The sequence below is a fragment of the Vibrio sp. genome (assembly GCF_048266485.1).
In the GTDB taxonomy this organism is placed as follows: Bacteria; Pseudomonadota; Gammaproteobacteria; order Enterobacterales; family Vibrionaceae; genus Vibrio.
Genome location: NZ_JBLWZK010000013.1, coordinates 63,776 through 86,562, shown reverse-complemented (window position 1 = coordinate 86,562; position 22,787 = coordinate 63,776). Strand labels below are relative to the sequence as shown.

The 22,787-nt window shown below is 41.5% G+C and carries 10 protein-coding genes; all 10 read right to left on the bottom strand.

The window, feature by feature from the left end:
- Window positions 1–197: 197 nt before the first annotated feature.
- Entirely contained in the window at window positions 198–734 is a 537-nt protein-coding gene (locus ACN0T8_RS13585) for a HEPN domain-containing protein (RefSeq protein WP_417881163.1), read from the bottom strand.
- A gap of 157 nt (window positions 735–891) precedes the next feature.
- Window positions 892–2,439 carry a VWA domain-containing protein gene (locus tag ACN0T8_RS13580; protein ID WP_417881162.1) on the bottom strand — a complete coding sequence of 516 codons (1,548 nt, stop codon included), beginning with the start codon at window positions 2,437–2,439 and terminating at the stop codon, window positions 892–894.
- On the bottom strand, window positions 2,436–3,965 hold the full coding sequence (locus ACN0T8_RS13575; RefSeq protein ID WP_417881161.1) for an AAA family ATPase: 1,530 nt from the start codon (window positions 3,963–3,965) through the stop codon (window positions 2,436–2,438). The genes ACN0T8_RS13580 and ACN0T8_RS13575 overlap by 4 nt, the downstream gene beginning before the upstream one ends.
- 47 nt (window positions 3,966–4,012) lie before the next feature.
- Window positions 4,013–7,291 carry a DEAD/DEAH box helicase gene (locus ACN0T8_RS13570; RefSeq protein ID WP_417881160.1) on the bottom strand — a complete coding sequence of 1,093 codons (3,279 nt, stop codon included), beginning with the start codon at window positions 7,289–7,291 and terminating at the stop codon, window positions 4,013–4,015.
- A gap of 214 nt (window positions 7,292–7,505) precedes the next feature.
- Window positions 7,506–8,300, bottom strand: coding sequence for a hypothetical protein (locus ACN0T8_RS13565; RefSeq protein ID WP_417881159.1), 795 nt, complete (start codon window positions 8,298–8,300; stop codon window positions 7,506–7,508).
- 100 nt (window positions 8,301–8,400) lie between these two features.
- Window positions 8,401–9,843, bottom strand: a complete 1,443-nt coding sequence (locus ACN0T8_RS13560; RefSeq protein WP_417881158.1) for an AAA family ATPase — start codon at window positions 9,841–9,843, stop codon at window positions 8,401–8,403.
- Between the two features lie 26 nt (window positions 9,844–9,869).
- On the bottom strand, window positions 9,870–16,220 hold the full coding sequence (locus ACN0T8_RS13555; protein ID WP_417881157.1) for a DEAD/DEAH box helicase: 6,351 nt from the start codon (window positions 16,218–16,220) through the stop codon (window positions 9,870–9,872).
- Window positions 16,221–19,529, bottom strand: a complete 3,309-nt coding sequence (locus ACN0T8_RS13550; RefSeq protein ID WP_417881156.1) for an STY4851/ECs_5259 family protein — start codon at window positions 19,527–19,529, stop codon at window positions 16,221–16,223.
- Window positions 19,530–19,890: 361 nt separating this feature from the next.
- On the bottom strand, window positions 19,891–21,102 hold the full coding sequence (locus tag ACN0T8_RS13545; RefSeq protein ID WP_417881155.1) for a restriction endonuclease subunit S: 1,212 nt from the start codon (window positions 21,100–21,102) through the stop codon (window positions 19,891–19,893).
- Window positions 21,099–22,676 carry a type I restriction-modification system subunit M gene (locus ACN0T8_RS13540; RefSeq protein ID WP_417881154.1) on the bottom strand — a complete coding sequence of 526 codons (1,578 nt, stop codon included), beginning with the start codon at window positions 22,674–22,676 and terminating at the stop codon, window positions 21,099–21,101. Before ACN0T8_RS13540 ends, ACN0T8_RS13545 begins: the two co-directional genes overlap by 4 nt.
- Window positions 22,677–22,787: the final 111 nt, after the last annotated feature.

Here is a 22,787-nt window from a genome sequence, read left to right as displayed (position 1 = left end):
TCAATTTATTTTATATGGTTATTAATAAAAATGGCCACTTAAAAAAGCGGCCTTTGTTGGTATTAGTAATCCAGTTGTTGAAACAACCATAAGTTGATATTTTTGTGAATCAAATATTTCAGCAAAACTACTGCAGTAAGAAAGTTACTTTCAGCTAACTGGTAAGACTCATCTCAAGATTAGAAAACATACAATCATTACAGTTCCGATAACCTTGTATCAGTCACGTTCACCAACTCTCGAAAAAACCTGATGCACTTATTCAACTCTTCACGCTTGACGATGTGAGCTTCAGTTCTATCTGTATGGGCACGATGCACAGCTTCACCTCGTTTTTTGAGCCATTTGTTTAGCTGTGATCGAGATTCATCTGCGGTAATGTAGCTAGCCCATACCCAAGCCTCAGTAACATCAATACCAAAAAACTCTTCAAATAAAGCTTTCGTTTTCCTAGAGCCAGGGTTATGAAAGTACTTAAGCTGCTCCTCTAAACGATTCTCTATAATTTGTCCTAGTTGAGAGCCCATAACTACCCCATATTTGGCATCAACAAGCTCTTTTGCTATATCTTCTACATAGGTTTCCCAAGCAGTAAGGGTCATTATCAGAGTAGCTCTCTTAAGTACCTCTGGAGGTTGGGTATTGGATTTACATCCGTTTAACTGATCGTAACACTCTAATAATTGCTCTGCGTCTGAGATCGCGTACTCAAAATTGGCTTTCGCTTCTGACATCCTTTGTCCTAATTATCATGATTATGTGAATAAAGTGGAATTTACCATATTTAGGATTAAATCAATGTTAACTAGATTCAATAAAGTTGAGTTACTTCAATAATCTAGTGGCGGTTAACTACTAACCTTTCTGAGAGTTAATTTCCCATATAAGCGTCTAATGTCTTAAATTAACCCACTCCGAAAAGTAATGAATAGGGTCACAAATTTTGCTCATTGATGTGTAATGCGAGTGACCAATTTGAATGCCATGAACTTGTAGTCCCTGCTTCTCTCTTCGATTGCTAATTTTCCTACTCAGCCCTGAAGACACTGGAAATTCGCCATCACTCACTAGCAGGATATCGGCTTTATACCACTCTTCCGAATCACATTTTTCTAGAGCTTTGTTGAGTGGTCCTTCAGCATCAGTACCACCTCCAAAAGACATCGTAAGGAAGTTAAGCAAGTCATTAAACCTTGAAGCATCTAATGTCAGGTCAAGTTCACGAACCTCCTTCTTACTTCCAAAGAGATAAACGTAACAACGCCGTTGTTCTTTATAGGCAACTTTCAAGCATTCCAAAACGGTCGCTTTAGCAATGTTTTCTGGTAGCCCTTTCATAGATCCTGAAGTATCCAAACAAATTACCATTGGGCCCCGGTTCTTATTGCTTTTATCGCCCTGCTTTTCACTAACAGACTCTTGATCTAGCTTCTCTTCTGTTTCCAGAACCTCTGTCCCTTCCACGGAGTATGAAAGTAAAGCATGCTCGGCTCGCTTGGCATGCCAGAGTTTTTTGAGTATAGGGTTGGTTAATAGCGAAGCTTCTTGGGGCAACATTCGAGAGACCGAATCTGAGCGAGTAATGCCTTTCGTTTCCATAGGAACAATAGGTGTTGCTACAGACTTCTCTTGTCTAGAAGCGATACTCATTTTGATCACGATCTCTTCAAGTACTGAGCCTTCAGCTTGATCATCACGCCCTAAGTCTCGAATCAAGTTTTGCAACTTAGGGAGCTTTTTAACTAATTTATTTAATCGCGTGATATCGAGCCAACCATGGCTTTGGAAAACGCCTTTTGATAAGTCAAAGCCTAAATCTGTGATCAGCCCAAGTTCAGTAAATACCTCTTCTAATTGAGCCCATACCACTAACCTTTCATGCCATACATCAGGTAAGATGCCAACACCATCCTGTTTAGAGATTAATTGCTGCCATATTTCCTCTGAGGCAGTAACGGCAATTCTTGTTCGTTGAGTATTAGTGAGGGAAATGGGTTTAGTTTGTTTACGCTTGTTCTTACTCTTCTCTAAAGCTTGCTTGATTTGATTTAATGCTTCTTCTTCCAACTGCTTAATCTGGTCAGGAACTAACAACGATGCTTTAGACTGAAGCGTATCTATCGTAGTGAGAATGTCAGATAGCAAAGCATCTGTGACCTCTTCATTCTGTAAGCAGTACCGACTTAATTTTGTTTCTTCTACCGCTTTGCAAATAACATTTGTCAGAGGTTGAGGCGCTAAGGGAGATAAACTTGTCGGACTCCCTCCCCTAAAGAGTTCATTTCTAGAATTAACTAATGACTCGCACCGCTCGACTAAATCACCGGCAGAGCTCGTAATAACCGCCGGAAGAAACTTCTCCGGCACATTATCGATGCATGTAAATTGGCTATCCAAGTTGAATGACGGAGACTGAATTTGATAGGTTTCCGTTATCATATAAGCTCACCTTCAATCGCATCTGACTCTCCCTGTACATCTTTTATTTTTGATGTTAGGACTTTTTCTACTGGCAAGTTTGAGAACTCTTTTGCTAATTTCTCTGCTCTTAATAAAAGCTTCTTGGCTGTCGTTTTCGATTCATTTAGAGACTCAATCACATCCGGTAGTAAAGATAGATCGAGCCATAAACTATTCATAAAGTAGGTATTCACATTTAATAGCTCGTCCTCAATATTATTGAGGTGGCCTGTTATGCTATTAATTAAATCTGTCGCTGTGTTCACCCTGCTATCAATATGGGCTTTAGAAAACGTATTGTTTAAGAAAGCTTGTTTGTGTGTAACCTTTTCTTTGGCTGGTTTATATGTGATCTGTTGATAACCATAAGAGTATTCTTTCTCGATCGTTTCATATCCATCACGATCTAAAAAAAGTAACCTTCCCTTAGCGTCTTTTTTCTGTCTATAACTGCTCTTATCATGTGTTTCTTTCCCATCTGGATCGAGGTAGATTAATTGCCCATCATTGTTGCATTTAAGTGATTGTTTCTCTTCTTTTAACTTAGCTTCCCAAACAGATAAATACTTGATTAAACTTGATGGTGCCTGCTTGCCATCAACCGACACCAAGCGTCTATAAAGATCTTGAAGCCCCTCAAATTGCTCTGGTTGTTCCCATAAACAATGAGGAAGAATCCAAGTATCGTAAATGCTGGTTTCGTTAAAACCAGAAGTGAAAGCGGACACTTTCATTAATTTCACCAGCTTACGCCAACGGCGGTCAGATACCTTAATCTCTTGCGATTTAAGGTAGTGTTTGAACTCTTTACACGCCTCAATCGTAACGGTGGTTAACTCCACTTTTTCAGCTAGCTTCTGTACCTCATCTAGGTCATCAAGCTTTAAACGAATATTCAGATCAGGATCAAACTCTTTCAAAGTACCGCTCAGAAGTTCTTCAAATGCCCCATCAGACACAGGCGACACATAAGAACGCAAAATAAATCTATCGTATAAAGCGCTTAGCTCTTCCCCTTCCGGTAACTCGTTGCTTGCTGCTACAACAGAGATTAAAGGAACATTGACTCTTCGATTTCCATTATCAAACTGACGCTCATTTAACAGTGTTAGAAGACTATTCAAAATTGCACTGTTTGCTTTAAAAATTTCATCAATAAACGCCACGGATGCTTCAGGCAGATATCCACTGGTAAGCCTGTTGTAACGATCCTCTTCCAACGCTTTGATCGAAAGCGGCCCAAACAGCTCTTCTGGAACAGAAAAACGCGTCACTAATCGTTCAAAGTAATTAGCCTCAACAAAGACACTTTTCAGTCGCTTTGCCAATTCACTTTTAGCCGTTCCTGGAGGCCCAACGAGTAAGACATGCTCACCGGAAAGTGCGGCTAGCATCATAAGTTTAACTTGATGCTCCCTTTCCAATAATCCATCGCTCATCTGAGCCATTAGGGTTTGGAGCTTGTCTTTTCTGTTCATCGTTGCTGTACATACTGTCGTTGTCACAATAAATTCCTTCTATTTATATCGTTAGCGTAAATTTGGGAACGGATTTACTCCGAGCACCACACGCGTAAATCAGCCAATGTTGTTTTCTTTATGAAAAGTTCTGTTGTTCCAAGTAATTTGAGCATTTCTTCTGTAATTTGCTCTTTGCTCACTCCCGGTTGCACCACTGCGACTTGAAACTCGATAGGAGTGGTACGTGAGCGATTTTTGATGCTTTCCAACTGAGCTATATTCCCTTTAAGAAAACGGCTGTGACCTCGCCCTTTCCAAGCCCCTTCACGCTTTTGAATATGTTTGTATAGATAAGGAAGACCAACATGCTTCCAACGCACAGAACGTTGAGCCTGCCCGCAGACTTCATAAAGATCACTTAGTCGTCTTCCAGGTTCACTACCATGAGAGTATTTGCAGTGGTATAGGCTTAGAATAATCTTGTCTGGTAGAGATTTAATCGCTACTAAATCAGCAGCTTCTCCATGGTCATCATCATTGATGACGATGTCGTACTCTGAGTCGATAAGCTGCCAAGTTTGGTGCTGTACTGTATCAGTATTTAAGTTCACACCCATTGACTCTTTCGTTATGTCTACGATCCATTCGACGGAATTCAAAGAGTCAGGAGAATAACTACCTATATTGTCCCTAACTTCAACCCAGTAACAGTTATAAGAAAATGAGCCATCAGCGTAGTAGACGAATATTGGATCGTGGTACATCTCTTCTATGAGCGGTCTAGGTTCAGAGTTTCCTACTTGAATGGATATCGGCTCACCTTCTAACAATTGATAGTCATAACCTTTAGACAGCTCTTGGTCGATCAATAATTTGTATTTTGATGTGGTTTGAGAGGACTCAAAAACCAGAATAGGTTCTTTAGTTTGTTCATCCCATGTCACTTTTAAGTCGACTCCGTACAAGTAGAATGAAGATGAACCAAAGTAGATTTTGACGCCCTCTTCATAACGGACTTGAAGTTGCTCCCCCCACTGAATTGATATCGGCATATAAGGATGAGGGTTGTCTATTTTCTGAGGTCTCAAGAAGTCACGTGTAATATTAGTATCCTCATTACCACCCTCTACTACTTTATCCCACGCTGCTTTTGCCCAGAGTAACCAGTCGGCGATTGAACCCGCTTTGGGAGACCAAACTTTACCTTTACGTTCAGAACACCCCCACAATACTTTGTTGCCATCCTCGTACCCCATGGCCGCAATATTGCTAAGAGTTGACGCTGATTTTTCAACTGCGCTTAGCCCCTCAGTAACGTTTGGTCCAAAAAACTGCGTAAAGCTTATCGCTCCGTTTTGTGCAGAACCAAGATTATTCACTAGTGGATATTCGATGTTATTGAGGACATTAAAAATCTGCTTTCCGGACATCACATAAGTCGACTCACCACATAATTTTTCAGCCAGTACTTCTACTTTAAAACCCTTATAATCATTTGAATAAATGAGTAAAGCGTTCCGTTCATTATCCCAATGAGCTATCAGTATTTTGTAGTTGATGTCTTTAACATCTTTAAAGTGGCCCCATTTCACTGACGTGCTGGCTACAGCCAACAGCACCAAAATATTTTCCTCAGCCGAAATTGAATGCCACATTTCATCATGACTGAATTTTATATCCGTGAACTTCTCAGGATTCCAACTTTCACAATCTGTCTTGAATAACATAGCTGAACAAGATGGTCGCAAGTTCCAGAGCGAGAGCTGTTCGTGCAAGTCCCCTTGCTCTCTAAGAGAGTCAACAACCTCTTGTAATCGCACCTCTCGTTCTATTTGATTCTCTGACAAGCGTCTTAATACTTCATCCCAATCAGCACCAAGTGCGTACAATTTCTGCAACGCACCTTCAACGCCAGGGTCAGCTATATTCACAACCACGCTTGCAGAACCGAGTGTTTCTTTATGAGAGACACGGGTAAACCGCCCGATAAACTGTAACGTTATCGCCAAACTTTTATGATGGTCATGAATAGCCGCAATTTTTAAGTTTGGTAAATCGTACCCTTCACCTAGCATATCAACACATACTACCACTTTGGCTTCTCGTGCTCGCAGAGAGGCAAGGCGCTTATTTTGTTCCGTTTTAGAAAGGTCAGAATGCACCAAGACTGGTTTAAGCTCTGGTGCCAGTTTCTGATAAAGAGCAAAGACTTCTTTCGCTCTCTCTTTCGTTTTCACTCTAGCCATCATTAAGTGATCAAGCCGTGACGCCATATCATGCTTTAGCAACTTAATCGCTTTATCTGCGATAGCGAGATCCATAGAGTCTTGGAAATATTCTTCTACTGGTTCGAGTTGTACGTTAGTAAAATAACCTGCTTTTTGAGCTTCTCCCATGGTGTAGTTATAAATGATTTTTGCACCTAAGCTCTGAGTGTCATTACGGAAAGGCGTAGCGGTAAATTGGATAACGCGCTTGCCGACAAATTGCTCTTTTATTCCATTCCAGGTACTCGCGGAAATATGATGAGCTTCGTCAACAAACAGATGACTACAAGCGTTGCAGATTGTTTCAAGCACGCCAGAATTGGCAAAGCGTGATTTCAATATTTGTGGTGTTGCAACGAGCACATTAGCACTATCGAGTAGCTTCTGCGCCTCTTCTACAGTCTTAATGCCCTTTTTAATTTTCACGACAGCAGGATGGAGTATTTTCTCGGGTACAACACCCAGCTCTGCCAAACAACCAAGAGTTTTGAATTTATCGCCGATTTGATCACGCAACGAATTTGAAGGAACCAACACCAGGACTTTATCGCAGCGGTGGTAGATCGTTGTCGCCAACATAGTCTCTGTTTTGCCTGTTCCAGTTGGTAGAACGACTGTACTAGGCTCTATATTCGCTGACCTTGAAAACTCAGCAGAGATTGCATGAAGAGCACCGACTTGAGGCGTACGCAGCCCCATAGTATCCGACTCTTTATCCTCGGCCTTAAACATGAACTGATTCTGCCAAGATTTGGCAATTTGCGTGGGTTTCAAATCGTTCAATTTCGTCAACGGATGATTTAGCCACCGAAGTTCAGATTCAACGACCAGCGCCTTAAAACTCGAAGGTTTTAGTGTGTATAAAACGGGGTAACCTTCAAGGTGTGAAGTACAAACGCACTTACTTTTAACAATATAGAACTGGGAGAAATCACCTCCAATTGGCGACTTGCAGACAACGATATCAGCGTTATCTGTAGCAGCTATCGATACAGCGAGCTCAAACGAGCGACGTCCGAACCTCTCGACTCTATTTCCAGATACTTGGATATCCGGAAAAGAAAATGATGGAATTGTTAAAGTAGTAGAATTAGCGTCTGTCATATTCGATGGCACCTCGATTCGTAAATGTTGATACAACAATGCAATCAACAAGCATGCCAAACGCTAACATTATGATTTAATTGAATCTTTGCAAACTATCACAGTTTCATATGGTAACAATATTTATTAAAGGTAAATATTGTTACATGCGTGCTAAAAAAAACCGCCATGCAGTGGATAGCGGTTTAGTATTTATGGTTCTAGTGTTTGTTTCCTAAGAGCCAACGGTGACAATTGGGTCTCCTTGACGAATAGCTGTGTTTGAAAACTTACGATATTCAGCCTGCCTTGCAGTCTCTGCCAGTCGATGAATATTGACTTCGATTGCACCTTGATAAGCGGCTTCGTCCAAACCATGGCCAAATGAGTAACCAACTTGCTTAGTTAATACAAACCGATCATGCATTTGATTCGACGGCCAAATAGATAGTTCTAACTCAAATCCAGTTGGTAATAGTGGTTGAATATGGTCCTCAAGTCCTCTCTGCAAAACAGCTTTTGTTTTATCTCCTTGGAGAGCTGTATACACTAGCGCTCTTCGGCACGGACGGCGGCCACCAGAAAGTCGCTCAATGAACTCAATAAAAGGCCTTCTATATCTATCGTCAGAAGGGTGAAAGTAGGGGTCGATAAACATAGCGACTTCAGCTAGCGCAAGTGACATGGAAATAGCATCAGCTAACGACTCGGCATTTCTAGGTACGCTATTGGTTTGATTTATTATCCAATCTTTTGGCTGAGTAAACATCATACTTGCGTAATCGTATTCACTATTGGCTTCATTAAAGATAGATGTAATTATTGCTTGAATAACGAAGCTCTCTTTCGCATGTCTAGCTTGAGCTAACCATTCATCAATATGCTCAGGCACTGTAATACCTGGGATCAAAGATGTATTACAAAGTTTTCTGAGCTCATCAAAGCACTTCCTGCGTTCTACTGGTTGCAAATCCATAGCGCGTATACTTGCTTGTTGTGCCCTTTCCCAGTTTTTTGGGATTGCAGACAAACTCTGCCCTGCTCAGCCCGAAAGTCCGTGAAGAAGCGTTGTAGGGAGTCACGATTTCTTGTGTAGGCATCAGGATCAACGGCATATTCTCTGATCATTCTTACACCTCTCCGTAGCGCTCTTCAAAGAAACCTTCCGGCCAATCAAGTTCGAAATCTCCACTGTCCGTAATACGCTGGCGTTGATAATGGATTTCTTCGTCGTGTTTAAACACATTGATAACGCTAATCTCATCAGGCGTTATTGAAAGAGCCCCTTCATCAATCGTTCTTCTTAGAAGGCGTAACATCAAGTGCTCACTATGAGTTTCGATGAGAAACATTCTATCTGGGTTATTCTTAACTGCTTCAATCATCATATCCCCTAAGGCTAACTGCCACTTTGGGTGGATATGCAGTTCGGGTTGCTCGCACGACACGATAAGATCTTGCTCAAGCGATGTAGCAACTACAAATGGGAACACTTGTGATACGCCGACACCGACGCTTGACGGCAATAGAGGGATGTCTGTATGGGAGTCTTTAAGAATGACTGATTTTTCACTCAAACTTGTTTCGCCGTAAGCTGGAGACTCAAAGCAGTAATTAGTGCCAAAGAACTGGCTACTAACGAACTTTTCATTAGTTTTGGCTTTTACTCTTTCATTGGCAAAGGCGAAGGTCTCCCAGCCAGCTGTTCCGTCATACCAGCGCTGCGAACTAGTCTTTTTGTTCAAGACGGTTGCGCGTGTTGGCACAATGCGTAACGGCCCAATATGAAGCAAATCTTCAAGTTTATTCACTAATAGCTTTAGTGGCGCAAGCGCTGCTTGAGAGAGTGAGGCTTCGGCAAACAGCTGGGCGGCTAACGGATGACTTTCGAAAACATCAGACCAATCGAAAGGTGCGTTGGATAGATCAAGCCTTTTATGGATATTCGGCAACGCATCTTGGCCATTTATTGAGACATCTTCCCACTGGCCAGAATCAAAGAGGTTTTCGATTTTAAATGATTCATCTACTTCCCAATGTGGCAGTGGTTGATAGTGAGCAATTTGGCAATCTGGTCGACCGGCTTGAGCTGTTGTTTTGAAATACTCAATGCCGTGGCTTTTACATACATATCGGCTGATAAACGCACGACTTTTGGTATGGTCCCATTTAATGTCTAACTCAAATGATACAACATCAGCGTCTGAATCTGGTGTAAAGCCTAAATGGGATTCTAGTAACCATTGTTCAGAGCTGGACAAATAATCATCCCAAATATCCGCCACTCCATCTCTAAAATCTAGTGTTGCACCTAAGGTGATAACTCCATTTAAATCCTTACCATGAACAATATTGTGAAAACCACCAAAGTAGAGCGACTCCCCAGCGATTGAGCTGTACTGTGCATCAAAATTACGTTTAGCGATCACTTCATACAGATACAGTAATGCATGTAATACAGTGCTTTTACCTGTACTGTTTGCCCCAAAGAACAACGTGATAGGTGCGAGTGGAATCGTGGCTTTATTCTTAATACCTTTGAATCCACCAACGGTAAGTGATGTTATTTTCATTTTTAACCTATTAACATTCGAAATGCTTACAACACGTTAATTGCAATCCAAGTAGACCAGCTGGCACTATTAGACACCTTAGCCAATTTATAAATATCAATTAGCCGCTTTATCTGATCTTGCGTATCTCTCATGAAATCAAATCGATGCATCCCACCAGCAAGACCTAATCGCCAATACCCAAAGCCTTGGTCTAGAGTAACCTCAACGATATCACCGGTAGAAAAATGCAACTGTATTGCTCTTCGGTGCGGTACTTCGCGTTTGTTATCAATTATATTTATATCGATTCTTTTGCCCGCCATATGAGTCAACCAGGCATTAAATATTGCATCGTAATCGTAGCGATTGTTCCAATCATGATTAACGGCAAATGGGCTTCGATTTTGTTCATCAAAACAGCTATTTACTTCTATTTGGCAATCCGCTGTTTCTCCTAGCGCTTTGAGTACTTCAGCTAGCAACAATAAAGAAACCGGACTTTGGAGATATCTATCTGAGTACGAAATGCTCTTCAATTCACCACCTGTGAAGAGCTTTGTTAATCGCTCATCTTTACTCTTCAATAAGTTAACAAAACCTCTGCCGAAGTTTGATAACGACCCATTCAATTCAGTCGTAAGATCAACATGGACGGCTCCTAACAAGTGGGTTGGCTCTATGGAGTCTAATTTGAAAGGGGTTGTCGCTATTTCTGGTTCACTATAAGAAACAATGGAAATATCTTCCGCTGTAAGCCAATGCTCTCCAGGGGTGGTTGCTTTAATATCAAGGTTCGCTAGTGTAGACCAACCGCTACTTGTTAAGCCTTGAAAAACAATAGCTCCACACTCTTTTCCATATTTAAGCTGAACGCCAATTTTTTGTATTTCCCTTAAGAAACTCACAATTTCATCTGTGAATTCAACTTTAGGGACGACTATTGAAACAGCGATATTCTTCGCTAATAGTTCATGCAATTTCGATTTCATCAAGACAAGAGATGTATCCCACCCTTCGACTTCAGAAGAAAGAACAAATAAACATTCCGACACCTTTTCATTGAGTAAATCGGTCAACTGCGCCTCGATAGTTTGAGGGCAGTATTTTCCATCCTTGATAAGGTTTTGGTGCTTAGTCGAGAGTGATACGTAATGTTTAAAATTATCACCTAACCATTCTATCGCTAACATGCGATCGAGCTTATCGGTATCGTGTTTCGAATCCGACTCTAAAAGGCATTCAGGACAAAACGCGTCACATTGCTTCCTACAATCAAGTTTTCCAACTAATCCATTCAATATCTCGGAAATATGAAATGGCGCGGATGTCGAAAATCCGGCACCACCGCCCACGCTGTCGAACAGTTGTAGCACTAATGCGTGTTGATTATCACCAATAACTGTTGGCCTAACGCTATATTGGACCTCGTTTGTAGATATACCGAGTTGCTCTACTAAGCACTTTCGTAGTGCCACCGCTAATGTGGTCGCTATTTTTCGACCCTGCTCATTATCAGGTATGTATTCACCCGTTTTAGGGTTCTTAATCACCAGTTCAAATACATCGGTTCGGGAGTTAATACCTAAATGAATCGAAGATATTATCTTGGCAGACCCGTCACAATCAGCGTGTCGACCTACTTCATCTTTATCGAATTTACTAGGACGCGGTGGTTTATGCGCTTTTTCCAAGTTAAGTGCTTTTGGCAACTCACCTTTCGCTGTCATTGACTCTGCGCGGCCACAAGCCATACATAACGCATACCCTTTACCCGACAATCCAGAACTATGATGGAAGACCTTGCCATTGGCATCCGACACCATATAACCAAGTGCAGGTATTGGTAATGGCGTTGCTGTACCTGATGCAATAACCCAAGAAGGTTGAACGGGAACATAATTATTATTAGAAATATTATTGGTTGGTTCTCGATAATAATCGGTAACAAAGCCTGTAGGTTGAATCACCTTTTTTCGATAATCTTTTTTGCTTGGATCTTTTTCATCATTTTTTGGAATAGCTTGGCCACAAGCTATATTAGTGCACATCAAGTTACTCGAATCAGATTGTGTTGCCAGATCTGTTTTATATCCTGTCTGACCACAACTTGGACAACGCCAGGCTAGGTCAAACTTCTGAGAATCTTTCGCACCATCAACGTGAATTTTCTGCCAATTCAGCGAGATACCTGCCGCTCTATGTACTCTGCCATCGAGTACTATTTCTGAACCGGGAGCATACTCTCGAATTGCTACAGCTAGGTTTCGACTTGGCAATCCTCGATTGATAGAAACATTATCCTCTCGATCGAGTTTGCTAACGTTCCTAAATTGAAGCCGCCTTCTAAAATCAACGATATTATCGGTATCCAAATTTACAACATCAGTAGGGAAACCATATCCAGGGAGAAACGCCTTAGTCGCTAAATCCCGCAGTAAGTACTCTCGGCATAAACGGGACTTTTCACTATTTAGCTTAAAAGCATAAGGGCCATCGGGATCAACGCCAACCAATTCATTTTCTATGTATTGATATTCATTTACCCACCGAGTGGTGATTTCCTCTATTTTCTTTGCTGAGTGTTTACAGATGTGTGCTAAAGGAGCATTTCTCAACGCTGTACCTTTAACTAAAGTAGCTAAGGCTGATTGAAACCTCTTATCACACGTTTTGACCCAGTTGATATAACGTTCTGCTATAGATTTTTCACCATTAAGCTTCGAGTTAAACCACTCAAGATCTAAGTTGAATTTCTCTTTACTGGTTAATCCGACTTCTTCAATTAAAAAGCGTCCCATCAAAAATGAGTTTACATGTCTCTGCACCAATTTCTCAGACGAAAATGCAACATGAGGGGCTGATATAACAGTAGTAAATGGCCATTTCGGGTTATTAAAAACCAACATATCATGGGGATTACTTTTACATAGTGTGTAACTTATCGCTCTCGATTCTTTAGATCGACCAGCTCGGCCTGCTCGCTGAAGATAGTTCGCTGGGTGTGGTGGTACATTATTCATCACTACTGCAGTAATACCACCGATATCAACGCCCATTTCCATTGTTGTAGAGCAGTTGAGGACATTTTTCCTACCAACTTTAAACTCATCCTCATAGATTTTAAGTCGCTCAGCGGATTGTTGTGCAGAGTGTTCTGCTGAAGCATAGTAAAAACCACCCTCTACCGTTCGATCATTAATATCCGTCCACAAATTCTGCTCTCTAAGTGATCTTACTTCCGGTGAATTCGCAATATCTTTGCGCATTAAGATAAGTGAAAGCAAGAAGTCATCACTTCCTTCGAAAGCCCATACGGCGGGAAGTTTCACTTTTTCACATAGGTTGCCATCTAACTGGCCTTTAAACGGAATATAAGGAGTAATTCCTTTAAACGTAGTGTCTAGCAGTTTGTTCGTAATCGGACATATATAAGCCGAATTCATCAATGAAAAACTGACATTAGTCAGGTTCAAACTATATTGTTTATCTGCTGTTGAATCTTGCAAGATTTTCGAACCGGTTAACGCATTCCAAGCAGAAACCAACCAGCCATTAACCGTGTCCTCCCCTGCCGTACTCGTAATATCAATGCCAGTGGCGACAGTGAGCAAAGTAATTATACGTTGTTGACGTTTACTGCCTTTTCGTACTAACGGCCAACTCTTGGCTCTGTTTTCATCGACATCATTCGCGTCAGGCCCTAACAAAGTTTTAGGTGAAAAGTGCATACCGATCCAACGAATCCATTCACGATCAATGGTTATATAAGAGTTTTCACGTACAAAAAAATCCAAACAAACTTTAAGGTAATCACGCCAATCTTTTACCGTTAGACCATAATTCCCCCAAAGCTCCGGGACAGCCTCGATTTTGTCCAATGCCGGGTAGACTATTTTAACTAACCCCTGAGTCTCTAGATTGTTTCTATTTTTTGGCCGTCTCGCAAACTCTCTCGTCAGTAGCATTTGCGTAAGTCGTAAAGGCCCTGTCGAATCATCGAAAATTTCTGGCGATAACCGCTTGTTCTCTTTTAACATCGACTCTTTTAAATCATTATCTTGTTTAATAACAGCTGCAAGATCAGACCAAGTGATTGTTTGAGGCAAAGGTATAGCAACCGAACTACTGGCAATATCAATATATTCTTTTAGTGCCTTAGCATCTTCAGGCATGGATTTTTCGATGGATGGCAGCATAACTCGTAATTTTTCGATAGGCATACTCAAGTAGTCTTTTACGCTGTCGAGTAACGCCTCATCTATAATGACTTTCTCTTCCACATGCCTACGAAGCTCCTTAAATACCAAACCTCGCAATCGCGACCGTTCTGCTTCTTGCTGCATACGAATTGACATTTTTGCCGTTCCTTGTCGACTATCGGTAAAGGTAATTAACCGACGTCCTCGACCAGGAACAGAGTTAGGGCCTATCTTGGATTCTTTATCCACCTCAATATCTGGGCAGTATTCCAATACTGTTGGTACAGCAATCGCTGTATAGAATGGCGCCCCCAGTAACCCTCTTCGTAACGCTTTACTGTACTGACCTCTACCTGAGTAACCACATTCGCAGCACTGTTGCGATTCACTCATCAACTCAGCTAAGTGAATTGAACTGTTTTCCAAAGATTCTTCGCGCCCAGCAGTATCAAATCCTTTTAATTGGTATTTATATTCATCGCTCTGTTTTGCTCCAATAACAACTTGAGTATCACTTGCGGTTCTGTTTTTAGAAAACTGATCTGAGCGCTCCTCGTCTAGCTCTTTTTCTTCTTCATCAAGCAATGAAAACTCATCATTAATTTTTCCGGTCCATTGTTGCAAGTGACCATTGTGATCAGTTGCCAATAAATGTGGTTCGTTACAATCATTGCAAAACGCTAATTCAAGCACTGCTGCCCCACAATGACATTTCTGACGATGCTCACTATAAACAAACCCAAATGGCCATGCGCCATTCAATTTAGACTGCTGTTTATTCGGGCAGTTTGGGTCAATACAGCACCACAAACCATGCAACGTTCGCTGAAAATAATGAGCTCTGAGTTTTAAAAACGCCTCACTGCTATGAGAATGTTTGGTTCCTGTACAAATATCCAGCCATCGGCATAACTCTGCTTCGTTTAAATCATAAGGTTTTAATTTATCGAATAATTCAGCGTAATGTACCGGGCCTACATTGTCGCCAGCTAACAACTCTCGTATTTTAACGGCTAGTGCAGAACTCGCTAAAGCAGAGTATCGACGCTCTGATACTTCCGAATTTTGACTCCGCTTCTTATCTTTGGGTTGTTCACCCTCTGGCTCTATCGCTTCTATTTCACTGATAGTTAAATCTGCTGGCGTAACTTGGGGTAAGCCAGGAACTACACGTCTTCCCCCAATGACAGCTACCTGCTCTACGCCTACATTAGCTAGCCTAGCGAGGTATTCTTTAAGTTGTGTTTCAGCTTCAGCACCCGCAATTGTTGCCGATGTCGCAATAAATCGAATATCCTCAGGCTTAACATCAAAAGCTTGCATCACACGTCTTAGCTGCAAAGCAAGTTCAGCGGCTTGCGAACCAATATACGTATGTGCTTCATCTAGTACGATCCAACGCAACTTACCCTGTGACTTTTGGATGATGGGTGCGTCGGCTTGCCTCACCAACATATACTCCAACATGGTTCCGTTGGTGACCAAAATAGGAGCCGGGTTGTCTCGCATCAACTTTCTAGAAAGTACTTCCTGAGGCTGCTTTGTTTGTCTTTGCCTATCTTGAGCTTTAAGATCATTAGGCGTATTGCCGTTATACAGACAGAATCGAATATCTCCGTTAAAGTGCCTCGTCCAAGCGTTTAGCCGTTCTTTCTGCGAGTTAATTAACGCGTTCAAAGGATACAGAAATAACGCCCTCACACCTGTTAGCGAGCTGTTTGTCTGTTGTGTCTCTCGGTACAAGTCTTCGAGCACCGGAACCATAAAACACTCTGTTTTGCCTGAACCAGTGCCACTGGTAATAATTTGAGATTGAGGGAGAGGATCAAGTAACCCTTTCCATGCTTCCAATTGATGTTTGTACGGTTTTATTTCTCTATTCAATACATACTTACACTTGCAGCGACTGTCTTTTTTACACCCCTCTTTATGTGGTGAAACATCTAGGGCATTTAATAGCTCAGGGCTAAGTAGGTTGTTATAAGCAGAGGTAGAAAGGTCTTCTATCGTTATTTCGTCTGCTTCCCAAGAGAACATTTGCTCAAACACAGGGCCGTGAACAAACTTTTCATCCGTTTCCATTCGCTCACTTAAATGGTTTCTAAGAGCAGGATTGTTAATCCCCAAAATACTTAGAGTTGACTCTTTTGCACGGCTATTCGCTTGTTGTTTTAGTGTGGAAAAATATTGCTTCATTTAAGCTTCCTCTTGAGTAAATACGCACAATGCACTCTGAAATACGGGGTTAAACCAATGACGGTCAAACTCGACAATCTGTCGTAGATGGAAATAATCTATGGGATAAAGCGACGATGACAGTTCTTCTAATTGAGCTTTTCCACACACTACGGCAGCTGCAAAGATTGGAAAATATAGGACGCTCTTATGGAACCCTCGACTAACTTTAAAATGAAGTAGCGATTTACAATGCTTATGGCACCATGTTTCTAACTCAAAACTAAATGCTGTCGGCCATTCACGGTCAGACAAATGAATTCGCATCAAGTCTTGACTCCAATCAGGGAGGCAATATTGAAACACAGCTGATAGATTAGTCTTTTGTTGAATCAATTGATCGTCAATTAGAGTACAGCACTGCTTTTCAAACAGTGGCGTAAATTCAGAAAGAGCTTCTAGCTTGCTCTTAACTTTGTTATCCACCACTTTTTCAGGTAACCCTACATTTAGTAGCATCTGGCGAAACTTAACAACATGTGACTGCCAAATACTCAACGGTATAAGTTCCCAAATAACATTGAATTCTACTTTCAAACGCTCCATTAATTGAACGGGATTATCTGCTTTAAACGCTAGCGCAGATAAGCAAGCAGTATGTTTCACTATTGCTTTCCACACCTCAAAGGTCGCCATTGGAAGATGTGAGTAATTAGCAAACAAGTCGTTAATAAATCGCCAGCTACTATGGTTAAAGTCATTCGCTAACATAGGGAGCACATCGGCTATCGCGTTTGGATTTATTACTGGATGAAACAACGCCACAGCCTTGTTTAAGGTTTTTACATCACTACCATATTCAACAGGCTCACCACCCGGAATAAATTTTGCTCGAAAAGCCAGCTGAGTATTGTTTGAAGGGACGATTAACCCTGGCTGAGATAACTTCGTACTTAGCTCGAATACGCCTGTCGCTACGCCATTGGAATAACGTTGTTGAAGGGCATGCGCTTTTTCTGAAGGGTCACCCAAATTAATCAATTCTGGCTTAATAACTAGTTCTTTTTCCAGTTTTACGTCAAAGCTCACTGTCTCATTGAACTGTTGAGCTTCTATGGCATATCGCCCAATGATCGTTTGTTGCTCTTTACAACCCGCCCCTCCAATGACCATTCGGACTTCATCATCCAGCTCACCAGATGCAGCCAGTAGTTCTTGAACTCGATGACGAAACTCATATAGGCTCACCTCTAGGACTTTATCTGTAACCTTATACTCCCAATAATAAGACGCATCACGAGACCTCATTGGCCCTTTCAATTCAATGTGATAACTCGCCGCTACACCTATACGTGGGAAAAACTGAATACGCGCACCTAATAAATCATCGATGGTGATACGATTGGCTAGACAGTTACCATCTTTGTCAAAGGTTAACGCTCCTGAAGCTGGAAAAGGGACCCGTACTTTTATCGGGTCAGCCATCAAGTTAGCGCTGATAGAGAGAATAATATCCGCTGGCGGTGATCCTTCGGCGCTCACCGTGATTCTCTTACCACCCTCTATATTGGTTTGTTTATAGGAGACCTGTTCGCCTTCTATGGATACAAATAAGTCGCGTCCACAATGAAGATCGACGTAACCGCTATTAGCTTGCTTAGACGGCTTAAGCTCAAGCTGGAATGACTGCGGAAGAATAGCGAGCCGTTTGCGGAGCATTGTTCGATTACCACTCGCCTTTAAACGTACTGATTGGATACCAAACAAGCCAGCTTGATGCGTTTCTCCTAGTGGTTTATCACCTAACCATAATTCTGTATTGGCTTCTTGGCTCGTAATAGTCGGTAAGCCCAAATAGATAGGTTGTCCGGTAGTGGAGTAATATTGTAGTTTGGTCCCTCGAATATCCACTTGTTCCGCCAATACTGCCGACTGACGAGTCGATATTACATAGGTATCGTGCTCATCGTCTTCAGTACTATAATCAACCTTAACTTCCCCACAAAAGTGGACAAACTGGTAGCGTTCAGTCGTCACTAACTCACACAATTCAGGGAACTCAGCTGTGTAAGCCGCATCTTTTATTAAGATGGCTTTAAGTTGGTCAGCTTTAGTACTAACGCTTCCTTGCCCTACGACCCAATCATGCTCGCCGTCTGACTTAAGTACAATCGGCATCTCATTAATCAAAAGGTCAGAGTTAGGAATTTCTTCTCGATGAAGCTCCACACCGGCTTGCAATACGACTAAGTACAGATCTTGCTCTATGGTTTGGCGACGAAACTCACAAGCAGGGGTTCGCAAAATAACCTTGGTTATCTCTCCTTCAAAGGTTGTATGACCAATGCCTAGCTCTGCTATTACTTTATTGCCTTCTTGTATGAACAACTCAACTCGACTGTTAATCAATGCTTCCCGTTTAAAAGGCATAGGTATCGCCTTCATCAATTTAACTTGAGCAACAAAGCCTAAATCATCATTGTTGGAAAGTCTTTGTCTGCAAATAATTCGTTTTGTTTGTTGGGGTTTGTCTTTTCGTTGAACTGAGGCTGAAGTCAGTAGGCCGGTGAGAAATTCACTTCCGGTGTCTACATCAAGCGGGATTGGAAATAGATCTCGCCAATTTGGTAATTGGGTGTCTAAATAATTGGCTGGTTGTTCTTGTTGTTGCAGGTTGTATTCATCGGTTAAACGCAGCAATAGCTCCGCCATATTAGTTATAAGATCAACCGTAGTTTCTTGCCTAAATGCCTCAGGTAAATGTTCAAGGCCCTCCGACACCAACTGAGAGGGCGACTGACCGTATGTCTGTGCATCGTCAAAAACCCTAAGAATACGTTTAAAAATTGCTTGGAAACGGCCACCTTCGCTCGCTAGCAGGCCATAGGGCAAACCGCCCTCTCGAAAAACTGACCCAAGAAAACTATGCCTTTCATCGTTATATTGGCTAACCGTACGCTGCCAATATTTAAAACCAGTTTTTATTACCTTACTACGTTGGTTAGCATCTAACTCAAACTCTAAGCTGCTTGATATACCACTCCAGCTCCATCCACCTTGATATTGACGTCGATACCATTCAGCACTAAAAAGGCAAAAAGCGGCACACCAGCTACTATCTCCGTGCAACCTTGTTGGCAATTTTTGTTTTTTTAAACTGGTTCGTAAGTGATGATATTCGGATTCTGATAGCTGATAGGTAAAGAGCGGTTGACCTGTTGGCTGAGATAGTTCTCGCTTCGTCAAAATGGCTCGTAGGCAACCATTAACCGAAATTGAGCCGAGTATCGCGCCTTTAAGTTCAAATGCCCTGGGGGAAGTAGAATCCATTAATAACCTAACCTTATTTACTTAAACGTAATACAGCCAAATACTTTGCACTTAGCCATTTTTATACAAACCAATGCATTGCAACAAACATTCCAACTAGCAACAAGTTGATTTGTCAAGGAATAAGTCGGTAATCACATTTTAAATTGGGAAGTTAATTTACAAGTATGTAATTAATTTTACGGTTAAGTTAAGAGAGATTATCTGAATAGCCACTGATGTGATATGTATCATTGAGGTCTCAACTTGGCTTTTATGCCCTTGAAATCACCAATGATAAGCGATGTTATTTTCCGGTATTTAAAATAGAAAGGACCTAACCTTTGAGCAAAAAAGAGGCATCCGAAGACACCTCTGAAATTTATAGTTGGCCTGAGAAGGCTTTTTGACTTAAAGAGTTAAATTGTTCATTAGCTGAAGATACTGAGTTTGCAATTCTTCTTTTTAAAACTTTTACTTTATCTACGACCTTTAAGTATCGTTTTTGTTCATCTAGTGGTGGCACGATGAAACCAAACTCCTTAAATGTACTCATAGGTGGGAGGTTAGGAACACCACTTCCTCGATGCTCACCAAAAAACTCATTCTTAAAATTGGGGTGAGTAAAGATTGCCACAAACATGTCATTTAACATTTTTGACTCATCAAGTTTAACCTTAAGCAGAGCCTGATTTATTATTCCTTCAGGGCTACCCTCTGGAACTATTGCGAGCCTACCTAAATTCACACCAGAACAACTAATAATGATGTCACCTACGCTCACCTTAAATGCCTCAAGCTCTTGATATTTGCTTTCGTCAATAAAATATCTCGCAAATTCAAAATCATTGTTTAATGCATGATATTGCTCGTAAACTAAGTATCCAGAATTGACAAAAATCTCTTTCTTTAGTGCGCCACCAAATGGACCTCGTTTGATCGCATGTTTTTCTTTAGCTGCGAGATTAACAATATTCTTAACCTTCCACCCCTTAGGGTTCGTTACCGGATCACCAAACATATCCAAAAACACGCTGCGTAAAAACTCATCGGCAAGGTCAATGGCTTGCTTGCGTTTCTGGCGAATCGCATCGGCTTTATCCAAAATAGCTGCGATGCGTTTTTGTTCTTCTAGTGGTGGGAGTGGGATTTGAAAGCTTTTTAAATCGGTTGCTGATAGATTTGGCTGAGCAGCGCCATTTTCATAGGCTTGAATCTCTCTTTGACATAAAAAACTTCCAAGATAGTGTTTCAAATAGTCAATACACACCTTCTCATTAGCACGAATAATTACTAGAGACGAAGCTATTGCCCCCTTGATGTTTGTGTTGACTAAAGCGAACTTACCTAAAGATCCTCGCAGACAAAAAAGGATATCGCCTTTTTCTATTTTTCCACTTCGTAGTGAATCAAACTTCTCTTCAGTTATGAAATTTAGCTCTGCATGGATTAGAGTATGTTCATTACTTAAGCAACCCGCATTAATAAATGGAGTCCCTTTATCTACAAACGATCCTTTAGAAGGGTAATTTTTTCCTCGGTCACCATTAATGAGCTTTGCGACGTCACCAAGTTTTACCAACGGCCAACTCATAGCATCGACTCCAACTCATTTAGATCAGCCAGAATCTCATTTTCTAGAGTTTTGAGTTTACCTAGGATCACCTTTGGTTCTTCGTAGCATTCTTGCTCGTACACCACTTCCTTATAGCGGTTGATCGACAGGTCATATTTGTTCAATTTGATGTCGTCTTTTGCTACCAAGAAGGCTTTTTGTGTTTTGTCTGCCCATTGTTCAGTAGAGCCGCCTTCAACTACTGCCGCTTGATAGGCTTTGTACTGTTTGACCAAATCTGGCAAGTCGTTGTCTTTGATTGGAGTGCGCTTATCATCGAGCGATTTGCCATCAGCCTGAACGTCGTAGAACCAAACGTTATCGGTACTGCCACCTTTGGTGAAAATCAGAATCGCCGTAGAAACGCCCGCATAAGGCTTAAATACACCGCTTGGTAGCGAGATCACCGCTTCCAACTGGTTATCTTCCACTAGGTGTTTACGTAGCGTTTGGTGCGCTTTAGAGCTACCAAATAACACACCATCAGGGACGATGGTGGCAGTGCGGCCGCCCACTTTCAGCATACGTTGGATCAGTGCGACAAACAGCAGTTCAGTCTTTTTGGTTTTAACGACTTTTAGAATCGCAGGATCGACATCTTCTTCATCTAAGCTACCCTTAAATGGCGGGTTGGCTAGAATAATATCAAAACCGTTTTTCGCCTCATCAGGATAACGCTCAATAAAACTTTGGCTTAGGGTATCTTGGTAATGGATGTCTGGCTGTTTAACACCGTGCATTACCAAATTCATTGCTGCCACGCGCAGCATTGTTGAGTCAAAATCAAAGCCGTGGAACATGTCCGTATCGATATGGTGACGATTTTCTAGTTTGTCACCCGCGTAAAGGTAATTGAAAATTGGCTTGCCATGCACATCTAAAACAGGCTTACCTTCAGTGTCAAAGGCTTGCTCTTTCTCTACACCTTCAGGTGACGAATACTTTTCTAGCAGATATTCGTAAGTCGAAGACAAGAAGCCACCAGTACCACAGGCTGGGTCACACATTCGGTGGGTTTCTTCTACGTCAAGCATTTCAATCATGGCGCGAATAATATGGCGCGGTGTACGAAACTGGCCATTGATACCTGCGGTAGTCAATTTAGACAGAAGGTATTCGTACAAGTCACCTTTTACATCTTTATTTTCTAATGGTAGTTCACTCACCAACTCAACTGCTTTCACCAATAACGATTGTTTTTGGATCATTAGCTGCGCATCTTTCATAAACTCAGCAAACAAGGTGTCATCAGACGTGAGTTCTTTGAAATACGGAAAGAGTTCGTCTTTTACGAGTGGGTATAATTTTTCTGCTCCAAGATGACGGAAGTTTTCCCAACGGATATGCTGCTTATCATCAGGGAATCTACTTGAAAATGGTTTACCTGTACGAGCACTGCGTTTTTCGTCGTTACGCTCGTTCATGTCTAGCATGCGGGCGTACATCAAATAGGTAATTTGCTCAACCACGGTTAACGGGTTGGTGATCCCGCCCGTCCAAAACTCTTCCCATAGTTTGTCAATTTGGCTCTTTAATGCGCCTGATGTAATCATTATCTGTTCTCTATATTCTTTTATGGTAATTGTCGCTGCGGCTTGCTAACAAGTCTCTCACTTAATTAAAATGAATAGCATCAATCATAATTGGTTGTAGTGTACTTAGCA